This window comes from Romboutsia sp., assembly GCF_051659545.1.
Classification (GTDB): domain Bacteria; phylum Bacillota; class Clostridia; order Peptostreptococcales; family Peptostreptococcaceae; genus JBOFOR01.
Map to the genome: position 1 here is coordinate 1 of NZ_JBOFOR010000212.1, position 5,583 is coordinate 5,583.

Sequence of the window (5,583 nt, forward strand, 5' to 3'; positions counted from 1 at the left end):
CAGGAACTACTAACATTAAGGATGTTATAGCATTCCCTAAAAACCAAAGTGCTGTTTGTCCTATGACAAATGCACCAGCAGTTGCTGAGGATGCTCAATTAAATGAATTAAGTATAAAGGTTGATATATCTAATGAAGAATAGTCTTTTTTAGATATATAGCCCACTCGCTCAGTAGCTATATAATCTAAATGGCGACTATAATATTAGATATTGAGAGTGGAAACAAGATATAAAAGACGGTGCTAAAATATATTTATTTTAGTACCGTCTTTTTGTGTGGTGAAAAATGTAGTATAATGTAATAAATAATAAAATAGAGTAATAATTTTTCGAAAATCACTTTACAATAAAATATAATTATAAATAAAATTCAAAAATAACTTTTAAAAATCATATAGTAGGGGAGAAAACTATGAATAACAAGACAAAAAAGATAGCATCAACTATATTAGTAACAACGTTTATAACAAATGTATCTCCATTATCAATATTTGCAGATGTGCTAGATGGTAATCAGATAGTTAAAACAGAAAATCAAAATACTAAAGTACTGCAAGAGAATGATGTGGTAAATATACCAGATGAAAATTTAAAAAGAGGGTTAAATAGTGCATTAGGGCAAAAGTATGGAACAGATATAACTGTTAGACAATTAAATAGTCTAAAAAAATTATACCTAAGCAATAGTAATATAACAAATCTAGAAGGTCTTCAATATTGTACGAATTTAACTGAGTTAGATTTATTCAATAATCAAATAGAAAATATAAGTCAATTAAGTACTTTAGGTAACTTAACAGAACTAGAGATATTTGGAAACAAAATAACTGATATAAGTGCATTAAGTGAGTTAATAAACTTAACGAACTTACAACTAGGTGGAAATAAAGTAAGTGATGTAACTCCTTTAAAAGAATTATCAAGCTTAGAGGAGATAAACTTATCTTACAATAAAGTAAGTGATATAACAGGGCTAAGCAAATTAAATAATTTAATGAACTTGGATTTAGCTGGTAATCAAGTAAAAGATATAAAATCATTAAGCGGATTAACTAACTTAAGAAGTATAAATCTAAATGAGAATGGATTAAGGGATATAAGTGGAGTAAGTGAATTAGTTAATTTAACAAACTTAAGCTTATGTGAAAATAATATAAGTGATATAAGTCCACTTAGTAAATTAACAAACTTAGAATCTATGGGGTTACACACTAACCAAATAAGTGACATAAGTGTAATAAGCAACTTAATAAAATTAGACTCTTTAACTTTATTCAGCAATAAAATAAGTGATTTAAGTCCATTAAAAAACTTAAGAATAAATCATCTTAATGCTCGTAATCAAAGTATAATATTACCTAAAATAATAAATGAACAAGGTAAAAATCTAACAATAAAAAATGAAGTAATAGGTATGAATGGAGAGTACTTAGTACCTGAATATATATCAAATGCAGGAATATATAATAGATCAACTAATTATATAAACTGGAAGAGTGAAAACCTAGAAAAGGTAGATAATGTAACATATCAATTCACATATAGCAAAGATGGGGTTCAAGTATTTTCAGGAAAAGTTACTCAGCCGATAGATGCGACAACAGAGTACAAGCCTAAAATAAATGAATTAGTAGGAAGTGACAGATTTGACACGGCAGTGAAGGTTAGTCAAACTGGATGGAATAATAGTGAAAAAGCAGTTTTAGTTAATTGTGATTCATTAGCAGACGCATTATCAGTAACACCATTTGCAGCTCAAGAAAATGCACCAGTATTACTAAGTGACTCAAAAAGTTTAAATACTTCTACAAAAGCAGAACTTGAGAGATTAGGTGTAAAAAAGGTGTATGTAATAGGTGGAACTTCTGCTATAAGTGAAAATGTGGCAAATGAATTAAAATCAATGGGAATAACAATAGAAAGAATCTACGGAGAAGATCGATTTGAAACATCTCTTGCTATTGCAAAGAAGTTAAAAAATGTAAATAAAATAGCAGTAGTAAATGGAGAAAAAGGATTTGCAGATGCAGTAAGTATAGCGCCAGTATGTGCAAGAGATAATATGGCAATAGTGTACGCTTCATCTACAAATGGGTTAAAAACTTTTGAAGATTATATAAATACTAATGATATAACAACAAGCTATGTAGTAGGAGGAACAACAGTACTTCCAGATAATCTAATATCAGGACTTAAAAATCCAGTGAGAATATCAGGAGAAGATAGAAACTTAACTAATTTAAATATAATAGAGACGTTTTTCTCAAATACAAACTACAACAATCAAACAGAGCTTAACAATATATTTGTAGCTAAAAATGGATATGGAAAACCAAATGATTTAATAGATGCACTATCAGTAGGAGTTCTAGCAGCAAAACAAAATGCACCAGTAATGTTAGTAAGTCCAAATGGATTAGATAATAATCAATCAACAGCACTTTATTATACATTTACAAAGGAACTAACTAAAGTTGGTGGAAATGGAAATGAATCAGCATTTGAAGGATTAAAAGAACAAGTAAATCATAAAAAATAATAATATTAGAATAATAAAAAGCCAATAAATTTTATTGGCTTTTTATTATGTGGGAGTTTTATTATTTATAACGAATAAGGAAATTACAATTACTTTAAAATTTTGAATGAATTATATTTATTCTTTAGGATTTTAGTTAAGTTAACTTAGGAGGGGGACGTATGGGAATGAAGAAAAAAGGTATTTTAATGTGTGCATCATTATTGGTAACTTTAATGATTGGAGGATATAGTGATAGCAAAACAACACAGGTAAATGTATTGGCAACTACGGATTTACATGGACAGGTGCCTTATAATTTGAGTCAGTATGTAAAGGAAGAAAGAGAAAAGGACAAAAATATAACTTTAGTAGATGCAGGGGATTTTTTTGATAGTGATGGATATGGACCTATGGATAAATATTTTTATGATAGACTAGATAAGAAGGAACTTGAAATCATTGAGCTTGAAAATAAGTATGTAGAGTTTCCACTAGCAAGTGACATGAATGAAGTAGGATATGATGCAGTAGTGCTTGGGAACCATGAATTTGTATCAAATAATAGATTTCACTTGGATAATATGATATCTGATTTTAAAAAAAATAGTATAGATGTATTATCAGCAAATACATATAAAGAAGATGATGAAAATTATGTAAAGCCTTACACTATAAAAGAAATAGAAACAGAAAATGGAGTAGTAAAGCTAGGAATATTAGGACTTACTATAAAAGAGGTAGATGAAGGTAAATATATTGATGAAAATGTAATAGTAACTCAACCAGGAGCTCATGGAGAGTCTATATCTAAAATTACTTTTAATTTAGAGCAAAAAAATGGACAATGGAAGATAGTGAACAAAAAATCTAAATTAAAAGAATTTGAAAAAGATAAAAGTGATGAGTATGCAGGCGAAGTAATATATAAAATAGCAGATATTAAAAAAGAAGTAACAGAAGTAAACTTAAAAGAGTTAACACCATTTGAGTGGGATAAGGCTTATGTATTTGAAGCCAACACACCTGTAGAACAAATTTACGACACTGTGGGATATAAATGGAGAAGCATAGTAGAAACAACAAAAGATTCAATGTTACAAACTTTATTTATGAAAGATAATAAAGTAGTATGCTACCTAGCAGGAGATACAGAGCTTATGGGAATAAGCATTAATTATGATAAATCTAATTATAAAGATGGAGTCTTAGAAATTTATCCGAATGAAAATGATAAATATAGTGTTAAAAAGGGAGCAGAGATATTTGAAACAGATTTGACTTACATAGGAAAGTAAGTATATAAAGGTATATGAACAGAATAAGTTAGATAATATGAAAGTATTCTATTGTTGGTGTTTTGCAAATCTAATATAATGAAATAATAAAGGTATAAGATATAGAATATAAAAATTAAATACCTTAATAATAAGAGCAAATGGAGTGTGATAGTATGAATCATACTAAACTAGAAACTTTTGAACAACTTCCATATAGTGAAGTTAGAATAAACAACATAAGAAACTTTATAAATATAGTAAAAAAACATATAACTGAAGATGATGAATTATATCTATTTGGAAGTTATGCAAAAGGGCTTATAAAAGAAAGCAGTGACTTTGATATATTAATTTTAAGAAATTTAGATAATGTTAGTCTTAAAGATATACATAAATATAAGATAGAGTTATTTTCTAATGTATGTGATGAAAGCAATGAAGATTTTGATTTAAAAGTTTATTCTAAAAAACAATTTATTGAAGCTTTAAATAAAAAAAGTTTTTTTGAAATAGAAGTTAATAAATATATGTTAAATATTACGTATACGAGGTAAAAAATATGTGTGTAAAAAATTATTTTGAGTTTGCGAAGGCTGATTATATGATGCTTTCAAGTGTTCCAGATTATAAAGAATTATATGATAACAAAGTTTCTTTGTACTGTCAGTGTATAGAAAAGCTTATGAAAGGTTTAATAATAAATGAAACAAATGAGGTTCCTGATAGAACTCATAAGTTGCAAGTATTAGCAAAAACTCTGATGAGCAAAGAGGAGTATAATTTCTTAAAAGGATATAGAGGTGTGTTGAATATACTAACTAACGCCTATTTTGACAGGAGATATCCAGGTGATGGATACTATGAATTAGATGAAGAGGAATATTTAGATATAAAAAATCAAGGAGAAGAATTAATAGAGATGCTTAGAGATTTAATACCGGGAGATGAGAGTTTTTATAAAACTAAGAGATAAAATATGTAGAAGGTGAAAATATGTATAATAATAGAAATATACCTGAAAATGTAAAAGAAACAATATTAAATACATTACCAATGGACAAAACTGAAGCTGTGTATATATATGGAAGCTATGGAACACCGAGGTTTTCTAAGTCTAGTGATATTGACATAGCATGGTATCCTAAAGAAAAAATTTCAATAATGCTAAGAAGTAAATATCAAATGGAACTTAGAAAGAAATTAGATATAGAAGTGGACCTAAAAGTAGTAAAAGATGATTATAGTGTAAAAATGGAGTATGAAATACTTAGTGGAGATTGTATATATTTTACAGAGGATTTTAGAGAATACTTCTATGAATTTCAACTATATAACAAAGACATGATAGATATAATAAAAAGATGTTATGAGCATAAAAGTATTTATCCTCAGTATTAAGGGAGGTGGAAGATTATGAAGATAAGACAAAGTCAGTGGAATAGTTTAAAAGAGTTATGTGATGATTATGTAGACTGTTTATTTAAAATAGAAAAATTTGTACAAAATTATTCAGAAAAAGATATACCTGTTGAAATGTTAGAGTTTGTTCAAAGTGGATTTAAGGCGTATGTAAATTCATTTTATGAGTTAACAAAAAACTATCTAGCTTTTTGTAATATGGAATTTAATATAAGTATAAAAAGCAAAGATTTTATAGAATATGTAACCCAATGTGAAGAAAGTGGACTACTTCCACAAGATGGAGCATTATTTTGTAATGCATTGAGAATGCTTAGAAATGAACATGCTCATGGATATGAAAGACCAACCTTTGAAGATGTAC

At 27.7% G+C, this 5,583-nt stretch carries 6 protein-coding genes; all 6 read left to right on the top strand.

What is annotated here, in order from left to right:
* Window positions 1–414 precede the first annotated feature (414 nt).
* A complete protein-coding gene (locus ACRC03_RS11385) occupies window positions 415–2,541 on the top strand; it encodes a cell wall-binding repeat-containing protein (RefSeq protein WP_438652686.1) in 2,127 nt (708 codons plus the stop codon).
* 161 nt (window positions 2,542–2,702) lie between these two features.
* Window positions 2,703–3,818 (top strand): metallophosphoesterase, encoded by a 1,116-nt coding sequence (locus ACRC03_RS11390; RefSeq protein WP_438652687.1) that lies wholly within the window; start codon window positions 2,703–2,705, stop codon window positions 3,816–3,818.
* 155 nt (window positions 3,819–3,973) lie between these two features.
* Window positions 3,974–4,354 (top strand): nucleotidyltransferase domain-containing protein, encoded by a 381-nt coding sequence (locus ACRC03_RS11395; RefSeq protein WP_438652688.1) that lies wholly within the window; start codon window positions 3,974–3,976, stop codon window positions 4,352–4,354.
* A 5-nt stretch (window positions 4,355–4,359) separates the two neighbouring features.
* Window positions 4,360–4,773, top strand: a complete 414-nt coding sequence (locus ACRC03_RS11400) for a HEPN domain-containing protein (protein ID WP_438652689.1) — start codon at window positions 4,360–4,362, stop codon at window positions 4,771–4,773.
* A 20-nt stretch (window positions 4,774–4,793) separates the two neighbouring features.
* Window positions 4,794–5,198, top strand: a complete 405-nt coding sequence (locus ACRC03_RS11405) for a nucleotidyltransferase domain-containing protein (RefSeq protein ID WP_438652690.1) — start codon at window positions 4,794–4,796, stop codon at window positions 5,196–5,198.
* Between the two features lie 15 nt (window positions 5,199–5,213).
* Window positions 5,214–5,583, top strand: a 370-nt coding sequence (locus ACRC03_RS11410) for a hypothetical protein (RefSeq protein WP_438652691.1), incomplete at its 3' end; no start/stop codon positions are given.